The sequence below is a fragment of the Trinickia symbiotica genome (assembly GCF_002934455.1).
Lineage (GTDB): Bacteria > Pseudomonadota > Gammaproteobacteria > Burkholderiales > Burkholderiaceae > Trinickia > Trinickia symbiotica.
In genome coordinates, this window is sequence record NZ_PTIR01000006.1 from 36,981 (window position 1) to 54,806 (window position 17,826).

Consider the following 17,826-nt stretch of genomic DNA (forward strand, 5'->3'; position numbering starts at 1 on the left):
AGGGCGTGCGTTCGCCGATCAGTAGCCGTACTCGACACCCGCGGCCGAGATCGTTGCTCGGGCGCGGCGTGCAGAATGACACTGCATGTTGACGGCGACCGGGTTCATCGTGATGTGCGTGGCGGCGAGTTCGATGTGGACCGCGAACGATGTCGCGTCGCCGCCGAGACCTTGCGGACCGACGCCAAGCTCGTTGACGACGCTCGAGAGCTCGGCCTCGAGTGCCGCCCCATCGCTGTCGGCGCAGTGCGAGCCGAGCGCGCGCGTCGCCGCGCGCTTCGCGAGCCAGACGCAAACATCGGAAGTCCCGCCGACACCGACGCCGACGATCGTCGGCGGGCACGTTTTGCCGCCCGCTTCCACGACGCAGTCGATCACGAAGCGCTTGATCGCATCGATGCCTTCCGCGGGCGTCGCCATGCGCAGGAACGAGTTGTTTTCGGAACCGCTGCCCTTCGGAATCATTTCTATCTCGATCGTGTCCGGGCGCTCGTCGAATTCGAAATGGATCGCGGGTATCAGCACACCGCACGACGTATGCTCGTTGCGCCGCGTGAGCGGATGAACGACGGACGAGCGCAGCGGGTGTTCGCGCGTGGCGCGCGCGCAACCGTTTCTGATGGCGTTTTTCAGCGCAATGCCATCGAGCGATATCCCGCGGCCGATCGTGACGTTGTAGATCGGCAGCCCCGTATCCTGGCAAAGCAGGTTATCGGCCGATTCCGCCACGCTGATGTTCTCGCGCATGACGCCGAGCACGCGTCGCGCCGTCGCGTTCGTTTCCGATTGCTCGAGGCGGGCGATACCCTCCTTGACGTCGGGCGGCAGTCGCTTCAATGCCCGGATATAGAGCTCCTTCGCCACTTCCTCGATGAGATCCATGTCCATCGTTTCGTCTCTCCTTTATCGCGTGCCCCGGCATTAAAGCGTGAGCGAGAGCGCGAATGCGAGCCCGACGACGAGCGCGCCGCCGGCCGTCAAGGCGATCAGGTCCTTGCGCAGGCCGCTCCATGGCCCGAACTCGATCAGCAGAATACGCACGCCGCCGATCAAGTGCGCGGCGAGCAGCGTCACCAGTCCCCACTCCGCAAACACGAAGGCGGGCTGCCGCGTGATCGCAAGAAACGATTCGAGCGCGCGCGCGCCGTGCAAAGCCGTGCCGAGCGCCCAAAAATGCGCGGGCAGAAAGAGGGCGAGCGCGACACCGGAGATCCGATGGACGAGAAACGCCCACCAGGCGGGATGATTGCGGGCGCGTATATCGGCGCGACGTCCCGGTGTGGCGCCGCGAGCGCCCGTGCCGCCCGACAGCCATTCAACATTGCTCATACGCCGCTCCCGACCAGCGCGAAGACCGCCCGCCAACCGGCGAGCGCAAGTGCAACGCCGACGGCCACGCTCGCCGCGCTCACCCCGTTGCCGCGCCAACCCAGCCATTCCTCGGCCACCCGGCGCAGGCCGATCGGCACGTGCACAGCCGCCGCGAGTACGAAGAACGAGTAGAACGCGCCCCATGCGACGTTGCCGTGCAGCCGTGCCACGATCGCGGCGGCGTTGAGGCCGCCGTGCACGACGACGATCATGGTGACGAGATGGACCGTGACGCAAATGGCGAGCGCCATGGCAGACATGCGCTGCCACCACCACGCGCTACCCCAGGCTCTCAATTGCGCCCTCCTTTCGGCGCACGGCCGCCGAGACGTTTCAACCCCGCGATGCTCGCGGTCGGCGCGAGTCCTTTAGGACAACGCTCTGTGCACGAGCCGAGCGTATGGCAGGAATGGCAGCCCGCGTCATTCGAGACGGCGTGCAGCCGCTCCTGCTGCGTGGTGTCGCGCACATCGTTGGCGAGCGTCCACGCGCGGTTCAACGCCGCGGGCCCGAGGTATGAGGGATTCCATGCGACGACGTCGCAGCTCGCGTAGCAGACGCCGCAGCCGATGCATTCGATGCCGGCATCGGCCGCCTGTCGCTCCGGTGAACCCGGGTCCACGGTGGCGAAGGCGTCGTGTCGCGTTCGCTCGCCATGAAAGAAACCTTTCGCGTCGCGCCATTTATCGAAAAAATCGCTCATGTCGACCGCGAGGTCCTTGATGACAGGCAGGTGATTGAGCGGGGCGACTTCGAGTACGGCGCCGGCATGGGCAACGACCTTTGAGACGTGCGTGCGGCAAGTCCATCGCGCGCGACCGTTGACCGTCATTGCGCAAGATCCGCACATGCCGACGCGGCAGGCGAACCGATAAGAAAGCGTCGGATCGACGTGGCGCTGGATATGGATGACTACGTCGAGGACCGTCTGGCTTTCCATGCGCGGAACCTCGAACCGCTGGAAGCGGCCGTGTTCGTCGCCTCGCCAGACATCGACTTGCAAAACAGGTTCGACTATCGTTGACATTGCTCGGTCGTCTCGATCGTTATCGGATCAGCCGAGCTCAGTCTAAGGCGGGGGCCGCGCGCGAAACAGCCAAAGATTTTTGGGGCGAGATAAAGGGTTGATTTAGCTCGCCAGCCGCCGCAATAAAAAAAAACCGCCCGCAAGAGCAGGGCGGCTCACTGCAACCCAGGGCAGCCTGCGAACCCGATAGGGCCTCAGGCAGGGCGCTTCAAATCTCGACCTGTGCGCCAACCTCGATCACACGGTTGGCGGGCAGCTTGAAGAAGGCTGCGATGTTGCCGACGTTGTGCAGCATCGCCGCAAAAAGGCGCTCGCGCCAGAGCGCCATCCCACGGCCCGATTTCGGCACCACGGCCGCGCGGCTCAGGAACCACGAGGTCTCCGAGGGCTCGAACGTGAGCCCCGCGATATTGCACGATCCGAGCGCCTGCGGCAGGTCGACTTCGTCCTTGAACCCGTAGGTGACCGTGGCCCGAAAACAGCCCGGACATAAAGGCTGCATCGCAACGCGCTCACTATCGGGCACCCATGGCACTTCCTTCGTGACGACGGTCAGGAAAACCACGCGCTCATGCAGCACACGGTTGTGGAGCAGGTTGTTGACGAGCGCATGCGGCACGGCGTCCGGATTCGGCGTCAGGAAAATCGCCGTGCCGCCGACGCGCACCGGAGCGCGCGCGAGCAGCGAGGTCAAGTAGAGTTGGAGCGGCGTCGTGCCGGCGCGCACGCGCGCTTCTGCCAGCATCATTTCCCACCCACGGCCCCAGGTTGCCATGATCGTGAACATCACGGCGGCGATCACGAGCGGGAACCAGCCGCCTTCGACAATCTTCAGCAGGTTCGCGGAGAAGAACGTCGCGTCGATCACGAAGAAGAACGCCGTCGCGAACACACAGAGCGCCCAGTTGTAATGCCATGCGTACCGGACGACGAAGAAGGTCAGGAACGTCGTGATCAGCATGGTCCCGGTGACGGCGACGCCGTAAGCGGCGCCAAGCGCGGTCGACGAGCCGAACCCGAGCACGGCCGCGACGACCGCGGCAAGCAAGGTCCAATTGATGCCGGGCACATAGATCTGGCCGATTTCACGCTCGGAGGTATGGACGATGTTGATCCGCGGCAGAAAGCAGAGCTGCATCGCCTGCTTCGTCATCGAGTAAGTGCCGGAGATCACGGCCTGCGACGCGATGACGGTCGCGATCGTCGCCAGCACGATCATCGGGAAGATCGCCCATTGCGGAAAGAGCCGATAGAAGGGGTTCTGCAAGGCGCCGGGTTGGGCGAGCAACAGCGCGCCCTGACCGAGGTAGTTCAGCGCCAGCGCGGGGAAAACCATGCCGAACCAGGTGACGCGGATCGGCCGTTTGCCGAAATGGCCCATGTCCGCGTATAGCGCCTCCGCGCCCGTGAGCGACAGCACGACGGCGCCGAGCGCGACGAACGCGAGCCATCGATGGTGCAGGCAAAAGCCGAGTCCTTGCAGCGGATCGACCGCAAGCAGGATCGCCGGCATGGCAGCGATGTTGACGAGTCCGGCGATGCCGATCACGACGAACCAGAGCACCATGACGGGCCCGAATACGGCGCCGATGCCGCTCGTGCCGTGCTTTTGCATGAGAAAGAGTGCGATGAGCGCCCCGAGCGTCACCGGTATGACCCATGTCTTCAACACCGGCGCCGCGACCTCGAGGCCTTCGACGGCGCTCAGCACCGAGATCGCCGGCGTGATGACGCTGTCGCCGAAAAAGAGCGCGGCACCCATCACGCCGACGACGAGCAGCGCATGGCGCAGGCGCGGCTTCGTCGCGACGGAGGAAGCGGCGAGCGCGAGCAGCGCCATGATGCCTCCTTCGCCGTGGTTGTTCGCGCGCAGGATCAGAACGACGTACTTGAGGGAGACGACGACCATCAACGACCAGAAGATCAGCGACACGATGCCGACGATATTGAACACGTTCAGCGGCAACCCGCTACCCGGACCGAAGACGGTCGATAGGGTGTAGAGCGGGCTTGTGCCGATGTCGCCGTAGACGACGCCGAGCGCGGCCAGTGCAAGCGACGACAGGGCCGGCCGGTGCGGGCCGCGTGCATCGATCCGCTCGGCTTCCGGTCCGGCGAGTGCGGGACGTCCCATTTGCGCCTCCTGATTGTGTCGCACCACAGCAAACGGCTCGTGCGCCGCTGGCTGCGCGGGTCGTTCGTGTTCTTTTTTCGGAGCGGTCCGGGCGCCGGGGGATTCGTCGACGTCGGCATTAGCCACCGCAGCCACAACAAGTATAGGAAGTGCGCGCCCAAAACGCCGCGCGGGCCGCGGCCTCGATGGCCGTTGGAGCCTGACGGCTTTCCAGCGTGCCCGCCTTGCACCCGGCTCATTCACAACTGCCTCATGCCAACCGCTGTCGGGCTGTCGCCGCCGGGCAAATCCGAGTCGGTTTCTCGCAACAGGTCGGCTGTGCATATTGCCGATATCGCCTGAGGAAACACGTCGATCCGGTTCGAGGTGACCCATTTTCCCGGGAGAAGAGTTGCTGCGCCGCCTCCCACGGCGCGGCGGACGATACCGCTATGCGAAGACTATTCACGATCCGCTCGGGACTGGCCGCGACGATCGCGGGCTACACACTGTTGCTCATGCTCGTCATCGCGGCCGCGACCTGGTGCATTTATGCGGCCAATGCATCGCTCGAAGCGATGTACCTCGACGACACGGCCGCTCTGCTCCACCTGAAGACGAGCTCGGAACGCATGCTCGTGCTGCGGGGTGGATTTCGCGAGATCGAGCAGATCATCAGCGATGGAAAGGATGCGAAGCCGCAGATCGCGCGTTCGCATCAATTGCTCGCGCAAAGCAACGAAGAACTCGATGCCTATCGCCGCCTGCATGTTCCCGATGCGGCGGAACGATCGCTTCTCGACAAATTGCGGGCGAGTCGACAGGCGCTCATCGAGCAAGTGTTTCAGAAGTCCCTCTCGCAATTGGATGCCGATGACATGATCGATTTCCTGACGACGCAGCGAGAGGCGCCCGTCTCGCTCTTCACCGCGTACCAGGAGGCCATCGAGGAACTCGAAGCGTTTCAGGTCGCGCGGCAAAAAGCGCGCTTCGAGCGTGCGGATGCGCGCTTTCGTCGGGCGCTGTGGGCGCTCGGCGCAGCCGGCGTGCTCGCGCTGCTCGTGGGCTTGATCGCACAGCGCGCGCTCATGCAAGCGATCGTTAAGCCGATCAACTCGGCCGTCGAACATTTCAACCGGATCGCCACTGGGGATTTGACGGGTACCGTTGCCATCGCGCGCGACAACGAAATGGGCTTTCTGCTGGGCGCGTTGAAACGAATGCAGGAAGGGCTGACGACGACAGTGCGCCAGGTACGCGCGAGTACCGACACGATCGTGAGCGATGCGCGCGCGATCGCCGGCGGCAATCTCGATCTGTCGAGCCGTACGGAGCAGCAGGCGGCATCCGTGCAAGAGGCTGCCGCGAGCGTCGAGCAGTTGACGGCGACCGTCCAGCAAAACGCCAACAACGCACGCAGCGCGCGCGCCTATGCGGCGGATGCGTCTCAGATCGCAACGCGCGGGGGCGAGGCGATGCAGCTCGTCGTCGCGACCATGGATGAGATCACCGAAAGCTCGACGAGAATCGGAGGCATCGTCGGCGTCATCGACGGCATCGCGTTCCAGACGAACATCCTGGCGCTCAACGCGGCCGTGGAAGCCGCGCGCGCCGGCGAACAAGGGCGCGGTTTTGCCGTTGTGGCGGCCGAAGTGCGCAATCTCGCGCAGCGCTCCGGCGCGGCTGCCAGGGAGATCAAAGCGCTCATCGGCGAGTCGACGCAAAAGGTCGCGGGGGGCAGCAAGCTCGTCACGGAAGCCGGAGCGACGATGGCCGACCTCGTTCGGGCCGTGGAACGCCTCGACGCCATCATGAGCGAGATCAGTCTCGCGTCGGACGAGCAGTCGACCGGCATCGAGCAGGTCAATATCACCGTGACGCAAATGGAAGAATCGATGCAGCGTAACGCCGCGCTCGTGGAGGAGGCGTCGGCCGTCGCGATGTCGCTCGAAGAGCAGAGTTGCCGATTGAGCGAGGCTGTCGCTCGATTCAGCTTGCGGAATGATGGAGGATAATGCGTCCCATGCGTGCCGACGCGGTGCGACGAGGATCGGCGCGAAACCGATCCGGCGTCGGCGGACAGGGCAGCTTCGACAATACAATGCGAAACTCGGAGTCGATAGCCGCCGCCAGGAGGATGCAGATGACCACGATCACGAAGCTGTCCGTTCGAGACATCCGGTTTCCCACTTCGCGTTCGCTCGACGGCTCCGATGCGATGAATGCCGCGCCCGATTACTCGGCGACCTATGTGATTCTCGAAACCGATTCGCCGAAGGTGCTGGCGGGCCATGGTCTCACCTTCACGATCGGCCGTGGCAACGAAATCTGCGTGCGTGCGGTCGAGGCCCTCGCCCCGCTCATCGTCGGCAGATCGCTCGAGGAAATAGCGGCGAACATGGGCGCGTTCTGGCGGGCGTTCACATCGGACAGTCAGTTGCGATGGATCGGCCCCGACAAGGGGGCGATCCATCTGGCGACGGCGGCGATCGTCAATGCGGTCTGGGACCTGTGGGCGAAGGCCGAAGGCAAGCCGGTGTGGAAGCTGCTCGTCGACATGACGCCGGAAGAGCTCGTGCGCTGTCTCGATTTTCGCTATGTTACCGATGCGATCATGCCGGACGAAGCCATCGCGATGCTGCATCATCATGCCAAGACGAAAGGCGAGCGCGAACGGGAAATGCTGGCGCATGGCTATCCGGCCTATACGACCTCTGCAGGCTGGCTCGGCTACGACGACGACAAGATTCGCCGTCTCGCACGCGAAGGAGTCGCGCAGGGCTGGACGCACTTCAAGCAAAAGGTCGGCGCGAACCTCGAGGACGACATACGGCGAGCCCGCATCCTGCGGGAAGAGATCGGTGAAAGCCGCAAGCTGATGATGGATGCGAACCAGGTGTGGGAAGTGGATGAAGCGGTGGCCAACATGCGGCGCCTCGCTCAATTCGATCCGTGGTGGATCGAGGAACCCACGAGTCCCGATGACGTGCTTGGCCACGCGACGATCCGGCAGCGGATTCGACCGATCGGTGTCGCCACGGGCGAGCACTGCCATAACCGTGTGATGTTCAAGCAGTTGTTGCAGGCGCAGGCTATCGACTTCTGTCAGCTCGACAGCTGCCGCCTGGGTGGGCTGAACGAGGTGATCGTCGTCTTGCTGATGGCGGCGAAATACGGCGTGCCCGTTTGTCCGCATGCGGGCGGCGTCGGCTTATGCGAATACGTCCAGCACATCTCGCTCTTCGACTATATCTGCGTGTCGGCCTCTCTGGAAAACCGCGTACTCGAGTACGTGGACCATCTCCATGAGCATTTCGTCGATCCCGTCGTGATTCGCAACGGCCGTTATTTGCCACCGCAACGTCCGGGCTACAGCATCGAAATGCATGCGGCGTCGCTCGATCGCTATCGCTTTCCAGAGGGCCCGGTCTGGCAAGCTTGAAGCGGCACGCAGGTTCCGCGCCCTCGATCGACGTCGAGCACCCCTTCGGCCGTTCGGCCAGCTATCGGCCGCCGTCTTCGACGGCGAAAATCGAATCCCCCTCATCCTGAGCCGGACGGGACTGGACGCCGCGATCGGCCGCGACTCTCCACGAAGCAAAGCCAGGATGGTCAACGATGAAACGCAATTTTCGGGACGACGGTGGCCGATGGTACGTGAACCAAGAAAGAAGGGCGGCTTGGCGGACAGGCCGCTTCAAGGGTCGGGGCTGTGTCATGCCCAGTTGCAGTCCGTGCAATCATTGATTAAAATGCCATCAATGATTAACGGAGGCTGGGGTGGCAAGTATGACGATCCGCAACATCGACGAGCAACTCAAGAGCCGCTTGCGTGTTCAAGCGGCCCGGCATGGGCATTCAATGGAGGACGAAGCTCGCGACATCCTTCGTGCCGCACTATCGACAGAGGCCGAAGGCAGTCAAAACAATCTGATCGAATCTATCCGCCGTCGCATCACGCCGCTTGGCGGTGTCGACCTGGAATTGCCGGCTCGAGAGGCCATCCGGGATCGGCTGGATTTCGGCGCATGATCGTACTGGATACCAATGTTCTTTCCGAAACGCTGCGGTCCACGCCGAACTCGCGCGTGATGGAATGGTTTGCCGCTCAATGGCGTGCCGCGCTTTTTACGACCACGGTGACTCGGGCTGAGATTCTGTACGGCGTGGGCCGTATGCCCGACGGTTCGCGTAAGCAGGCGCTATCGTCCGCGATCAAGGCCATTTTCGAAGAGGACTTCGCCGGCAGGCTCCTCAATTTCGATAGCGACGCGGCTGACGTCTACGCGGAGATCGCCGTGTCGCGGACGAACGCCGGTCGGCCGATCAGCCAGTTCGACGCGATGATTGCCGCGGTGGCCCGATCGAGGGGCGCGACGCTTGCAACACGGAACGTGAAGGATTTCGTCGATTGCGGCATCCCGGTGATCGATCCATGGGCGGGCTGACCGGACGCATGTCGCCGCATGCTTCGGCGATTGAAGAACCCATTCGATGGCGCGCCATGACGCGCAAGATGTTGCGCGTCCCCGCTCGACTTTTTAAGAAAAACGAAACGATCGGCAATCGATAATCTCGGTTGCCAGTCGGGGCGATCGCTTGCTCGGACACGGAGTTTGGCAAACGCCGTTGCGACCTCGCATACGGCGAATGTACCCACCGCGGACGGGAGGATAGCGAGAGCATGGGTTTCCGAAAGCCTTCAACGCAGGCGCCGACGATCGACGCGGCTTCGGTCGGTGCCTTATCCGTGCTCTTCATCGGTTTGACGCTTACGCATACCGCACGGGCGCAGGAGCCGCAGCTCACGGACAACGGGAACGGCGGCCCGGTCGCCGCCGCCACCCTGCCGCCCGTGGAGGTGAGGGCCGAGAGCGGCGCACTCGCGCAGGAAGACGGACTCAATAACCCGTACCAGGTATCAGCGGTCAGCAAGACCGGTACGGCGCTCAAGGACTTGCCTGCGAGCGTGCAAGTGATTCCTCGTGCGTTGTTGAGCGAGCAGGGCGCGACGATGCTGCGGCAGGGCGTCGAAAACGCAAGCGGCGTGAATGTCGGCGGTCCGGACTCCAAGGGCTTTTTCGATCACTTCATGATCCGAGGACTGCAGGCGCAGGTCTACAACGATGGGTTCTCGGACGGAGACCAGGTCAACGGCGTCTCTCATTCTTTGAACGGAGTGAAGCGCATCGAGATTCTGGAGGGCCCCGGATCGGCGCTCTTCGGCAGCGGGCCGCCCGGCGGCACGATCAATATCGTTCACTACACGCCGTCGTCGACCTTTCATTTCGGTGGCGACATTCAATCGGGCTCGTTCGGCACGGTTTCGAGCAGTGCCTACGTAACGGGGCCGACGGGGGTTGCGGGTCTGAGCTATCGCGTGGACGCGACGGCATCGCGTTCCGACGGATTTCGCGACCTGTCGAGCTGGGACGAGGAGATCCGGCCAACGCTTCAGTGGAAGGCCGGCAACCACAAGGTCGAGTTTTCACTCGAAGCGCAACGCATTCGAGAAACGCCGGATTCGTACGGCCTCATCTATTTTCACGGCTCGCCGATCACGACGGTCCCGATCGATGCCAAGTATTCGACGCCGTTTGCCGCGGCTCGTGGCAGTTACATTCGCCCGACACTGACGGACGAGTGGAAGGTTGACGAATTTCTGACGATCAACAATCGCTTTTCCTATCTGCATCGCAGCCTGGACTTCTTCAGCAACGGAGACAGTGCGAGCACGAAAGTGGTCGGCGATGAGGTAACGAGAAGGCAACTGCGGCATCAAATCGACTCGGACAACACATTCGACTATCAATTGGAGCCGGTCTGGAAATTCGCGACGGGCAGCGTTGGCCATACGTTGCTGACCGGATTCGAGTATCAACATCAAATCATCGATACGGTTCGCGCGACGGCGGACCTGCCGAACATCGCGGACGTGTTTGCTCCGGTGCCGCGGGAGACGTCGCTGGCGGGCTTGACGTTCCAATGCGATGCCAGACACTCCTGCGACAACGACCGCCTGCTCGCGAACTTCTATAGCCTTTACGCGACGGATCAGATGGACGTGACGGACAAGCTGAAGATCCGAGCCGGCGTGCGCAAGGACTGGTGGGAAACCTCCCTCACGCCGAATATCACGGTACCCGGCCGGTTCGACTCGCAGGGGCAGGCGCTCGTAGCGGGCACGACCTACGCGCGCAACGATGCGCCGGTGAGCTGGAGCGTGGGGTTGCTTTATAAGCTGCTGCCGTGGATGTCGCCGTACTTTGGCGTATCGCAGAGCTATCTGGCGAACTTCAATTCGGAGAGCACGCAGAACGGCATCGGCGCGCCGGAATCCGCGCTGCAGTACGAGGCCGGCGTGAAGTTCTCGTTCTTCGACGGCCAGTATGTGCTCAATACCGCGCTGTTCGACGTCTCGCGCGACAACGTCGCCGCGCTATTGACGACCGGCGACGTCGAAAACGTCGTGTTCGACAGCCAGAGGACGAAGGGTGCCGAAGCCTCGCTCGATGCGAGCGTCACGGCGCAATGGCACGTGATTGCAAATTTCACGGCGCAGCATGCGGTCATCACGAGCAATCCGCAAGGCGTGAGTTCGGTCGGTAATCACCCGCAGGGCGTGCCCGCATACATGGCGAAGCTGTGGACCACGTATGAGTTTTCGATTGCCGGCGTTCCCGGGTTCCACGTCGGAGCGGGTATCGACTACATCAGCAAGACCTATAGCGACATCACGAACGTCAACTCGATCCCGTCCTATGTGATCGCGAATGCGGCTTTCGGATACCAGATGCGGCGCTGGGGCGTGGACGTCAATGTCCATAACCTGACGAACCGTCGATACTTCGTCGCGGCCAACAATGCTGGCGCCTATGTGGGCGAGCCGCTCAGCGCATTCGTCACTTTGCACGCCAATTTTTGACGGGCGCAAGAGAAAGCGCATTTCGACGGTGACGATGAACGATTGAGAAGACGCGGCAGGCAGGCTCGACGGCGCGAGCGCTGCCTGCCGATGGGTTGCCTCGGGGCCCCTCAGCTCCAACTATCGATCAATCGTCGTCCTTGACGCTGGCGACGACCTGATGCGCACCGCGGATCGCCGGGTACGGCTTCTCGCCCATCATTCCTTTCCAGAGCACCCGGTTGAATTGATCCGGCGGGACCTCGTCGGCATCGGAGAAGTCGAACTTCGCCGTCGCCTTGGCCCAATATGAGGCGTCGTGCTTCGGCTCGATGTCAGGCCCCGCCGCATACTTCACGTCTTGCGGCAACGAAGCCAGCGCCAGCCCCGTCGTTTTGAGCACCGTCGATGCAACGGCCGTGTAGTTCCATGTACCGGACGAGTGAACGTCGAATACGTCAGCCATCGGGCGCTGGAAAGCCGTGTTCAGGTTGATGTGCTGCGTGCCGAGGATGTCCTCGATCGTCCTCAGGGCGTTCACCTGGCTATACCGCGTGCCGACGACCTGGCCCTGCTTCACATAGGGGCCGACGACGTAGACCGGGCCGCGATGCGAGTCCACGTGATCGGGGCCGTCCTGCACGTCGTCTTCGGTGACGATGATCAGGGTGTTCGCAGCGTAGGGACTCTTGGCTACGGCCTCCACGAGCGACCCGACCGACAGATCGTCGTCCGCTTGCTGCGTCTCGGGCGTGTTCACGCCTGCGAGCGCCGTTCCAAAGGAGCCCATGTGATCGTGGCTAAGGCGGACCAGCGAGAGACTCGGCAGATTTCCGTTGGCGACGTACTGGTCGAACTCGCGTTTCCATTCCTGGTAGCGCCAGAGGTCCGGGTAGTTTTGATCGAAGCCGCGGAAATAGACGTCGGTGACCGGCGCCAGCTTCGGATCGAGCGGCGCGACTTGGACGATACCCGACGCGTACGGCGAGACGACGGGGGCGCTCTTCGTTCCAACGCTGCCGATGTTATTGACGAGGAACCCATAGTTGCGCACCGAGCCGCCGGCGGCGAGCACGGCGTCGAAGATATAACCCTGCTGCTCGCCGACCGGGGAATCGGAGGAAGCATGATTGCCGGTTCCCGTCAGCAGGTTGTCCGTGCCGCCGGGCAGGCTCGCCGACTGGGTGCTGTAGTTCGTCGTGCCCGCCGGTCCCGCCGCCGCATCGCGCTCGGCAACCGTCGCCCAGTTGACGGGCACGCTGCGATTCGCGCCTTCCGACTCGTACGACATCCCGCGGTTGACGGCAGCGTAGTTCAGTTGTTGCGAGAGCGTCTCGGTGTTGGTCACGCGGCCCTGCAACGCCCACGACCAGCCGTCCATGCTGCCGTCGCCCGGATTCATGAAGTTGTCGATCGTGACGAACTGGGACGCGAGGCGGTGAAAGTTCGGCGTGATGCTCGCGCCGAACTGCGCCAGCGCGGGATCGCCATGGGCACCATTGCCGAGATCGCCGAGGATCTGGTCGTAGGTGCGATTCTCCTTCACGATGTAAATCACGTGCTTGATATGGTCGCGTACGAAGTGCATCACCTCGCGATCGCGCGCGTTCGCTTCGGGGCGATAGAAGTTGTTGTTGGCGACCTGCTGCGTCAATTGCGCCAGGTCGCTCTCAGGCGGTACCGGGGCGCTGACGAGGGAGGCACGCTCGAGCTGGAACTGGTATTCGTTCGAAGCCCGTGCGGCGGCCGCGGCCGCGGCATTGCCGCCCGGATAGGTGATGCTTGTCATGTTGGCCGTGCTGCCCGACAGATGGTCGGGGTTCGGTCCGGTCACGCTCTTGCCGTTGACGACGTAGATCCAGCTGCCGTCCGCGCTGAAGGTGACATCGTGCGGCTCGAATGCTGTCGGGATCAGCCCGGCGACCCGATAGGCGCGGGGGCCGACGAGCGGAATGACGGCGATCGCATTGGTGCCGGCGTTGACGGCGTAGAGCGTGCGGCCGTCGCGTGAAAGCGTCACGGCGAATGTCGCGGCACCGGTGTTCGGGGCGTGCGGCAGGACATCGCCGGGAGCCCGTGCATCGATTTTTGCCCGGACGGTGTTGCTGTTCGTGTCGATGACGGCCACTTGGTCGGCGTTGTCTTGCGCCACGTAAAGCGTCGATTGCGATGCGTCCAGGGTCATACCGAGGGCATTGCCGTCCAGCTTGATACGCTTGACGAGACGGCCGTCCGACGCCGACGAGATATCGATCGCGACTACTTCGCGATCGCGGTCCGACGACACGTAAGCAACATTATTGCCCTTGATGACGACGGCGAACGGGAACGTTCCGCCGACGCCGCCGGGCGTGCCCTCGTTGCCGGGGAAGAAGGGGCGCAGGTCATGCTCGTAGCGCACCGTGCGCGTCGTCGTGTCGATCACACTGATCGAATCGTTGTAGTTGTTCGCGACGACGAGCGTCTTGCCGTCGGCCGAAATACCGAGGCCACCGGCATTAGGCTGTACGCCGAGACCCAGGCCCTTGCCGTTGTGACCGAGCGCGATGGTCCCGGAGGCGGTCCAGGTGCCGCCGTTCCTGACGTACGCATAGACGGCGTCGTCGCTGCCGCCCGTCGCATAGAGCGTGTTCCCGTCGGGAGAAAAGACGAGACCGACGTAGGCATTCGTCTGTTGAATGACCTGTGTGAGCACGGGGCGCTTTTTGTTGTTGCCCGAGACGTCGTAGAGAAAGAGGTATTGCGTCGAGTTCGCCTTGTCGACCGTGCCGTCGGGCTTATATAGCGAGTTCTGGCCCGCCGTGATGATCGCCAGGGTTTTGCCGTCCGGGCTCAGTTGCGAGCGCACGGCCTCTCCGGCGACGAAGTTGGGATAGCCGGGCAAGCGCGGGTTCAAGTATTGCTGGACGGCGCCGCGCATGAACGTCGGGGTGATGTACTGGCCGCTCGGCAACTGGGCCACGTCGATAGCGTCGGTGTCGGCTTGGGCATGAAATGCGAGGAGTACGGCGGACATGATCGTTCCGACACGGAGCACATGCTTGAAGTCGTAGTTCTTCATCGTGTTCCTTCCTCTACGGTGGGGGGCCGCATTATTAAGTCATCGCACGGTGTCAGTGCGATGACGAGGAAGGGGGGCGGTCGGCGCTCGGCTCGATCAATCGGCGGCGAAAACCTGCGGCGCGGGCCGCGGAGCAAATTCGAATCTCGTCCGCGGCCGTATGCGACAGAAGTTGCAGCGTTACCGCGAGGGGAGCTGCGCGAGCCTGCGTACAGTGTCGGCGCACGCGTGCGCGACTTCTTTGCCCTTGACGACAAAGTGGTCGCGGAAGAAGCCGATGTGCTCCTCGCCGTGATGGAAGTGGTGGGGCGTGAGCACGGCGGAGAAAACCGGTGTGCCGGTCTCGAGCTGTACTTGCATCAGGCCGGTGATGACGGCCTGCGCGACGAACTCGTGCCGGTATATGCCGCCATCGACGACGAGTCCGGCGGCGACGATCGCCGCGTATCGGCCGCTCGATGCGAGGCGCTTTGCATGCAATGGAATTTCGAAAGCCCCTGCGACTTCGTATTGCTCGATGTCTTCGGCCGAGTAACCATAGTTCGGCATTGACGCGAGGAACGATGCCTTGCATTGGTCGACGATATCGCGGTGCCAGCATGACTGGATGAATGCGATGCGCCCGCGCTTTTCATTGGCGGAGGAAATTGCTTTTGATTCGGTGAAAGTGGCGATATTCATGGATTTTCAGCCTGTCTGTGTGAACAGGGCGAAGGACGACCCGCAGCCTTCACGGCTCACGAAGGCTGAAGGAAGTCCTGTTCTCTTTCATCCGGACTATACCGTCGGCCCCGGAATCGCACCGAGTCTGCTGACCTCCGTCGCTGCAATGCTTTCATCGCATGCAAGACCGAGCGCTCGCGGGCTACGTCCCGAAAAGGACGATTACCGCCGGTGGGGAGTTGCACCCCGCCCCGAGAACATGTTCTTGACGAACGGTGCGTACGCTACCACGGATTGCGCGGCCTCGCTCGCTCGTGAGATCTGAGCGGTCGCTACCGTGCGTTCGTGCGAGCCCGCGAGCGGGCACAGTGATTGCGGACAGTTCTTTGTCAAACGGACCACGAAAGCGGTTGGCCCATCCAACGGGAAACCGCGTTGCGCATCGCGTCGCACGTCCGCGTCGAACAATCCATCAGCCAAGGGAGAAGGCTCATGACACGACGACTCATCGCGCTCTTTCTGCTCATCGGTACAGTCGCGCTAACGGCCTGTCACACAGTCTCGGGAGCCGGCGAGGACATTTCCAGGGGCGGCCACGCCATCACGAACTCGGCGCAAAAGCACGAATAGGCGGCTCTCCGGCGCCGCTTTGGGAAGTCCCGCCTTCGACGGTCGAGCCGCCGCGTCTCACGCTGCGGCTCGGGCTGCGGGCATGTCTTGCCGCGGAGTGCCAATGTTCTTGTAACGCGCACGCCCACTAGCATCGCGTTGATCAGAATCCTCTGCCGAGCGTATGCAGTAAGCAGCGCGGCGATTGTCGCGTATTCACTGCGTTGACGATGTCGGTGAGGAACCACGGCAAATTCAGCTTCGTGTCGGGATAGCTGGTGCCAACGGTGAGTCGCGGCGGTTTGGAGGTCGGCTCCGCTTGCGCGGCCGCATGGCGCGAATTCGCAGCGCATTCGTCCGTGCCAGTCCGATTCTGTTGAACCGATTGCTCGTTGACGTAGGACCAGGCTGGTGCGGATGCAACCGCGGTAGCGGCCAACACGGCGGTGACGAGTAGGGTCTTCATTTGATTTTTCTCCGGGACTTGGTTTTCGACCCATGAGCGGCTAGTGAGTTCAAGGTCGATCCTGATTCACTTCTTACACCGGGGATGCCCACGCTTCCTTCCTCCGCTGCGCAAGTCTCGACGCCGTGCAGTAGCCAATGAGTTGCCGCGAACCCTATAAGCGTGCAAGCGGCGACAGGCGCTGTGCAACGGTTTATACCAGAGCCACTTGCGTTATGCTGGCGCAATTATTCGCTACGCGATACAGGGATGTCGCCACGCACGATGAACTTCGTCTTCAGACCGCTTACCGTCGTCTGGCTCGTCGCAGCCCTCGCGCTTGCCGGCTGCGACGATCAAGAGGGCAAGCGCGCCATGGAAAAACTCAAAGCCTTCCTCAATGCCATCAAGCCCGATGCTCTTTTGCTGAGAGGGTTGAAACCGGGTGTCACCACGGAGGCGCAGATCCGTGATCAGATGGGAAAGCCCGAAACTGAGCGGACTTTCGCGGATGGTTCCAAGCGCTTCGAGTATCCGCGCGGTCCCCAGGGCGTGACGACCTACATGGTCGACATCGACCCGAACGGTACGCTCAGAAGCGTCACCCAGGTTCTCACCGCCGCGAACTTCGCGAGGATTCGCCCCGGCATGTCGCAGGACGAAGTACGTCAGTTGCTCGGCAAGCCGGGCGATGTCGCCGTCTATCGGCTCAAGCCGGAGACGGTATGGAGCTGGAGGTGGGAGGAGGGCCCGCCGACGGGTGAGGCGTTCTTCAACGTGCATTTCGACCAATCGGGCCACGTCTATACGACCTCTCGCTCGGACGTCATACGCGGCCACTAGCGATCACTCGAAGCATCACGGCCAAGGCGCGCCGCAATTCCCGCGAGGTACGCCTGGCGAGCGCCCGCAAGCGCGGCCCTTTTCGACGGCGCCTGCCTTAGGAGTAGACTGGTAGCGCCGGTCCCGGCCCGGCGCGTCGTGGAGCGCATTCGAACGACGGGAGAATCGAAGTGTCACTGAAACCGCGATACCTCTGTGTGCTCGGCCTTGTCGTTCTATCCGCCGCTACCGCACTCACGCCTCGGGTTGCCGGAGCCCAAGGCACTGATACGGGCGAGAGCGGCCTTTTTTCAGGACAAACGGCGACGCACACGACGGCGGCGGTCGTCAAGACCGACCCCGCAACGAACACGGTAACGCTGCGTGACGATAACGGCGCGGTGACCGATGTAGTGGTCGACAGGGCGGTCGGCGACGTCAAAAAACTGAGGATTGGCGATCGCGTCGACATCACCTACAAGCGCGCTCTCGTGCTAAGCGCGGAAAAGACCGGCTCCGGTTCGATACGCGAGCGCCTCGATACCCAGACGATCACCCCGGCGCCGGGAGGGTCCATGACCTCCACGCATCGCGTCCAGGCTGTCGCCACCGTGCTCGCCGTCGACCGGGCGAATCGCAAACTGACCTTGCGCGGCCCGACGGGCACCATGACGCTGCAGGCCACGGACGATCGTTTCCTCAAGGGACTGAAAGTCGGAGACAACATCCGCGTGGACTATCTCGAAGCGACGGCGTTGCAGGTCATGCGCGACGGCATTCCCGTGCAGTAGCCGCCGCTGCACCGCAGCAC

Annotated in this window: 16 protein-coding genes and 1 riboswitch; of the genes, 8 read left to right on the forward strand and 8 right to left on the reverse strand. The window is 62.8% G+C overall.

The features are described from left to right. Positions 1–18: 18 nt before the first annotated feature. The 5 genes from B0G57_RS10795 to B0G57_RS10815 all read right to left on the reverse strand — a co-directional run bounded on the left by B0G57_RS10795 (position 19) and on the right by B0G57_RS10815 (position 4,532). Positions 19–888, reverse strand: coding sequence for a fumarate hydratase (locus tag B0G57_RS10795; RefSeq protein WP_026230201.1), 870 nt, complete (start codon positions 886–888; stop codon positions 19–21). 33 nt (positions 889–921) lie between these two features. Next, on the reverse strand, positions 922–1,329 hold the full coding sequence (sdhC, locus tag B0G57_RS10800; protein WP_018443543.1) for a succinate dehydrogenase, cytochrome b556 subunit: 408 nt from the start codon (positions 1,327–1,329) through the stop codon (positions 922–924). Continuing rightward, complete coding sequence (locus tag B0G57_RS10805; protein WP_026230199.1) at positions 1,326–1,667, reverse strand: succinate dehydrogenase; 342 nt, start codon at positions 1,665–1,667, stop codon at positions 1,326–1,328. Before B0G57_RS10805 ends, sdhC begins: the two co-directional genes overlap by 4 nt. Continuing rightward, positions 1,664–2,398 carry a succinate dehydrogenase/fumarate reductase iron-sulfur subunit gene (locus B0G57_RS10810; protein ID WP_018443541.1) on the reverse strand — a complete coding sequence of 245 codons (735 nt, stop codon included), beginning with the start codon at positions 2,396–2,398 and terminating at the stop codon, positions 1,664–1,666. Before B0G57_RS10810 ends, B0G57_RS10805 begins: the two co-directional genes overlap by 4 nt. 208 nt (positions 2,399–2,606) lie before the next feature. Next, complete coding sequence (locus B0G57_RS10815) at positions 2,607–4,532, reverse strand: potassium transporter Kup (protein WP_018443540.1); 1,926 nt, start codon at positions 4,530–4,532, stop codon at positions 2,607–2,609. Between the two features lie 431 nt (positions 4,533–4,963). On the opposite strand from B0G57_RS10815, the gene B0G57_RS10820 reads away from it, so the two are divergent. The 5 genes from B0G57_RS10820 to B0G57_RS10840 all read left to right on the forward strand — a co-directional run bounded on the left by B0G57_RS10820 (position 4,964) and on the right by B0G57_RS10840 (position 11,436). Next, positions 4,964–6,526 (forward strand): methyl-accepting chemotaxis protein, encoded by a 1,563-nt coding sequence (locus B0G57_RS10820; protein ID WP_018443539.1) that lies wholly within the window; start codon positions 4,964–4,966, stop codon positions 6,524–6,526. Positions 6,527–6,654: 128 nt separating this feature from the next. Next, a complete protein-coding gene (locus B0G57_RS10825; protein ID WP_026230198.1) occupies positions 6,655–7,953 on the forward strand; it encodes an L-fuconate dehydratase in 1,299 nt (432 codons plus the stop codon). Positions 7,954–8,291: 338 nt separating this feature from the next. Then, on the forward strand, positions 8,292–8,543 hold the full coding sequence (locus tag B0G57_RS10830) for a FitA-like ribbon-helix-helix domain-containing protein (RefSeq protein ID WP_026230197.1): 252 nt from the start codon (positions 8,292–8,294) through the stop codon (positions 8,541–8,543). Next, complete coding sequence (locus tag B0G57_RS10835; protein WP_018443536.1) at positions 8,540–8,959, forward strand: type II toxin-antitoxin system VapC family toxin; 420 nt, start codon at positions 8,540–8,542, stop codon at positions 8,957–8,959. Before B0G57_RS10830 ends, B0G57_RS10835 begins: the two co-directional genes overlap by 4 nt. A gap of 236 nt (positions 8,960–9,195) precedes the next feature. Further along, the gene (locus B0G57_RS10840) at positions 9,196–11,436 is read left to right on the forward strand and encodes a TonB-dependent receptor (protein WP_102607188.1); all 2,241 of its coding nucleotides are present in this window, start codon (positions 9,196–9,198) and stop codon (positions 11,434–11,436) included. 127 nt (positions 11,437–11,563) lie between these two features. Here B0G57_RS10840 and B0G57_RS10845 read toward each other — a convergent pair whose 3' ends face one another. Together B0G57_RS10845 and B0G57_RS10850 are read right to left on the reverse strand one after the other, a co-directional pair. Further along, complete coding sequence (locus B0G57_RS10845; RefSeq protein ID WP_018443533.1) at positions 11,564–14,476, reverse strand: bifunctional YncE family protein/alkaline phosphatase family protein; 2,913 nt, start codon at positions 14,474–14,476, stop codon at positions 11,564–11,566. A gap of 180 nt (positions 14,477–14,656) precedes the next feature. After that, positions 14,657–15,157 carry a 6,7-dimethyl-8-ribityllumazine synthase gene (locus tag B0G57_RS10850; protein WP_018443532.1) on the reverse strand — a complete coding sequence of 167 codons (501 nt, stop codon included), beginning with the start codon at positions 15,155–15,157 and terminating at the stop codon, positions 14,657–14,659. A 75-nt stretch (positions 15,158–15,232) separates the two neighbouring features. Beyond that, a riboswitch (FMN riboswitch) is annotated at positions 15,233–15,402 on the reverse strand. A gap of 229 nt (positions 15,403–15,631) precedes the next feature. On the opposite strand from B0G57_RS10850, the gene B0G57_RS10855 reads away from it, so the two are divergent. After that, the gene (locus B0G57_RS10855) at positions 15,632–15,769 is read left to right on the forward strand and encodes an entericidin A/B family lipoprotein (protein ID WP_018443531.1); all 138 of its coding nucleotides are present in this window, start codon (positions 15,632–15,634) and stop codon (positions 15,767–15,769) included. Between the two features lie 142 nt (positions 15,770–15,911). Here B0G57_RS10855 and B0G57_RS10860 read toward each other — a convergent pair whose 3' ends face one another. Then, the gene (locus B0G57_RS10860) at positions 15,912–16,214 is read right to left on the reverse strand and encodes a hypothetical protein (protein ID WP_018443530.1); all 303 of its coding nucleotides are present in this window, start codon (positions 16,212–16,214) and stop codon (positions 15,912–15,914) included. 249 nt (positions 16,215–16,463) lie between these two features. Here B0G57_RS10860 and B0G57_RS10865 point away from each other — a divergent pair, with 249 nt between their 5' ends. Together B0G57_RS10865 and B0G57_RS10870 are read left to right on the forward strand one after the other, a co-directional pair. Then, positions 16,464–17,036, forward strand: coding sequence for a hypothetical protein (locus B0G57_RS10865; RefSeq protein WP_018443529.1), 573 nt, complete (start codon positions 16,464–16,466; stop codon positions 17,034–17,036). 170 nt (positions 17,037–17,206) lie between these two features. Further along, positions 17,207–17,806 (forward strand): copper-binding protein, encoded by a 600-nt coding sequence (locus tag B0G57_RS10870; protein ID WP_223258710.1) that lies wholly within the window; start codon positions 17,207–17,209, stop codon positions 17,804–17,806. The last annotated feature ends 20 nt before the right edge of the window (positions 17,807–17,826 follow it).

Excerpts from the sequence above, each read along its gene's own strand:
- B0G57_RS10815 (WP_018443540.1), bottom strand. The coding sequence starts at position 4,532 with ATGGGACGTCCCGCACTCGCCGGACCGGAAGCCGAGCGGATCGATGCA.
- B0G57_RS10865 (WP_018443529.1), top strand. The coding sequence starts at position 16,464 with ATGTCGCCACGCACGATGAACTTCGTCTTCAGACCGCTTACCGTCGTC.
- B0G57_RS10855 (WP_018443531.1), top strand. The coding sequence starts at position 15,632 with ATGACACGACGACTCATCGCGCTCTTTCTGCTCATCGGTACAGTCGCG.
- B0G57_RS10835 (WP_018443536.1), top strand. The coding sequence starts at position 8,540 with ATGATCGTACTGGATACCAATGTTCTTTCCGAAACGCTGCGGTCCACG.
- B0G57_RS10850 (WP_018443532.1), bottom strand. The coding sequence starts at position 15,157 with ATGAATATCGCCACTTTCACCGAATCAAAAGCAATTTCCTCCGCCAAT.
- B0G57_RS10845 (WP_018443533.1), bottom strand. The coding sequence starts at position 14,476 with ATGAAGAACTACGACTTCAAGCATGTGCTCCGTGTCGGAACGATCATG.
- B0G57_RS10840 (WP_102607188.1), top strand. The coding sequence starts at position 9,196 with ATGGGTTTCCGAAAGCCTTCAACGCAGGCGCCGACGATCGACGCGGCT.
- B0G57_RS10810 (WP_018443541.1), bottom strand. The coding sequence starts at position 2,398 with ATGTCAACGATAGTCGAACCTGTTTTGCAAGTCGATGTCTGGCGAGGC.
- sdhC (WP_018443543.1), bottom strand. The coding sequence starts at position 1,329 with ATGAGCAATGTTGAATGGCTGTCGGGCGGCACGGGCGCTCGCGGCGCC.
- B0G57_RS10795 (WP_026230201.1), bottom strand. The coding sequence starts at position 888 with ATGGACATGGATCTCATCGAGGAAGTGGCGAAGGAGCTCTATATCCGG.
- B0G57_RS10860 (WP_018443530.1), bottom strand. The coding sequence starts at position 16,214 with ATGAAGACCCTACTCGTCACCGCCGTGTTGGCCGCTACCGCGGTTGCA.
- B0G57_RS10825 (WP_026230198.1), top strand. The coding sequence starts at position 6,655 with ATGACCACGATCACGAAGCTGTCCGTTCGAGACATCCGGTTTCCCACT.
- B0G57_RS10820 (WP_018443539.1), top strand. The coding sequence starts at position 4,964 with ATGCGAAGACTATTCACGATCCGCTCGGGACTGGCCGCGACGATCGCG.